This window comes from Actinocrispum wychmicini (genome assembly GCF_004345645.1).
Classification (GTDB): Bacteria; Actinomycetota; Actinomycetes; order Mycobacteriales; family Pseudonocardiaceae; genus Kibdelosporangium; species Kibdelosporangium wychmicini.
In genome coordinates this window covers 1-1,616 of sequence record NZ_SLWS01000038.1, presented here as the reverse complement: position 1 = coordinate 1,616, position 1,616 = coordinate 1, and the positions used below count along the sequence as shown (strand labels likewise).

Sequence of the window (1,616 nt, the reverse complement as noted above, 5' to 3'; positions counted from 1 at the left end):
ACTAGTGGTCACGACCGTTAGTTCGTCGGGGGTTTCAGCCACGCGGTGGTGTCGTTGAGGTAGAGCCCGCAGGCGCAGTCGAGTGCCTCCTGCGGGGTGCCGAAGGGGTAGCCGCTGGGCAGGATCGAATTCTCGTAGTCCTCGTGGCTGGCGCGGTAGATGGCGAAGCCCCAGTCGCGGGCGGATCCGGTGTAGCGCAGGCGCATCAGCGGCAGGGTGGTGCCGTCGGCGAGTTCGCCGGTGATGTAGGCGAACGCGCCGTGGTGGCGCACGTTCACGGTGGCTAGTTGGGGCCAGCGTTCCCGGGCGCGGGCCAGCAGGCGTTGACGCAGCGAGGTCTTGGTCGACTCGGGCGGGGAGGCCATGGGCCCTGATCCTGCCCGATACCGTCCCCTATCCATAGTCGATCTTGAAGTGGGTGGGTTGGTGGCTGCGCGGAGCCTGTATGCGATCACGTTGGACGCGGCGGATCGCAAGACCCTAGAGGCTCTCGCGCGACGCGGTCGTGCCGAGCATCGACAGGTGCTGCGGGCCCGGATCGTGCTGGCCGCCGCCGATGAGCAGTCCACTGCCGGTATCGCCCGTGCACTCGGGGTCGTCCAGGACACTGTTCGTAAGTGGCGCAAACGGTTCTGCCACGAGGGATTGCCAGGACTGGCCGACCGGCCGCGCAGCGGCCGGCCACGGGTCTTCCCGGCCACGGTCGTGGCCGAGGTCAAAGCACTGGCCTGCGAACTACCCGCCCACGCCGACGTGCCACTGGCCCGGTGGAGCAGCCCTGACCTGGCCCGCGAAGCGGTCGCCCGTGGCGTCTGCCAGCAGATATCGGCCTCCACGGTGCGTCGATGGTTAGCGGCGGATGCGCTCAAGCCCTGGCAGCATCGCTCGTGGATCTTTCCTCGTGACCCGTACTTCGCGGTCAAGGCCGCCAGGGCGCTCGATTTGTATGCCCGCGTATGGGAAGACGAACCATTGGGCGACAACGACTTCGTCCTCAGTGCGGACGAGAAACCCGGCGTCCAAGCCCGATACCGCAAGCACCACACCCTGCCCACCGGCCCGCGCCGAAAGATGCGAGTGGAATCCGAATACGCCCGCGGCGGCACCCTGGCCTACTTCGCCGCCTACGACGTCCACCGAGCCTGTGTGCTCGGTCGCTGCGAGCCCACCACCGGCATCGCCCCGTTCTCCCGCCTGGTCGACCAGGTCATGACCAGCGAGCCCTACGCCAGCGCCCGCCGCGTGTTCTGGATCGTGGACAACGGGGCATCCCACCGCAACTGGGCCGCCGCAGCCCGAATGAACGACGCCTACTCCAACGCCCACATGGTCCACTTACCCGTCCACGCCTCATGGTTGAACCAAGTGGAAATCTACTTCTCCGCAGTGCAACGCAAAGCACTCACCCCCGACGACTTCCTCGACCTCAACGAGGTCACCCAACGGCTGCTGTCCTTCCAAGACCGCTACAACGCCACCGCACAACCGTTCGACTGGACCTTCACCAGCCATGACCTCAACCAACTGCTCAACAGAATCAGCCGTCACGATCGCCACGCACCTCAACCACTGGCAGCATGATCAACCCCCGACGAACTAACGGTCGTGACCACTAG

General features: G+C 66.0%; 2 protein-coding genes. One reads left to right on the top strand and one right to left on the bottom strand.

Features of this window, described 5'->3' with window-relative positions:
* Positions 1-17: 17 nt before the first annotated feature.
* Positions 18-365, bottom strand: a complete 348-nt coding sequence (locus tag EV192_RS53495) for a hypothetical protein (RefSeq protein WP_132126534.1) — start codon at positions 363-365, stop codon at positions 18-20.
* Positions 366-426: 61 nt separating this feature from the next.
* On the opposite strand from EV192_RS53495, the gene EV192_RS53490 reads away from it, so the two are divergent.
* Positions 427-1,581 carry an IS630 family transposase gene (locus EV192_RS53490; RefSeq protein ID WP_207926999.1) on the top strand — a complete coding sequence of 385 codons (1,155 nt, stop codon included), beginning with the start codon at positions 427-429 and terminating at the stop codon, positions 1,579-1,581.
* Positions 1,582-1,616: the final 35 nt, after the last annotated feature.

Excerpts from the sequence above, each read along its gene's own strand:
- EV192_RS53495 (WP_132126534.1), bottom strand. The coding sequence starts at position 365 with ATGGCCTCCCCGCCCGAGTCGACCAAGACCTCGCTGCGTCAACGCCTG.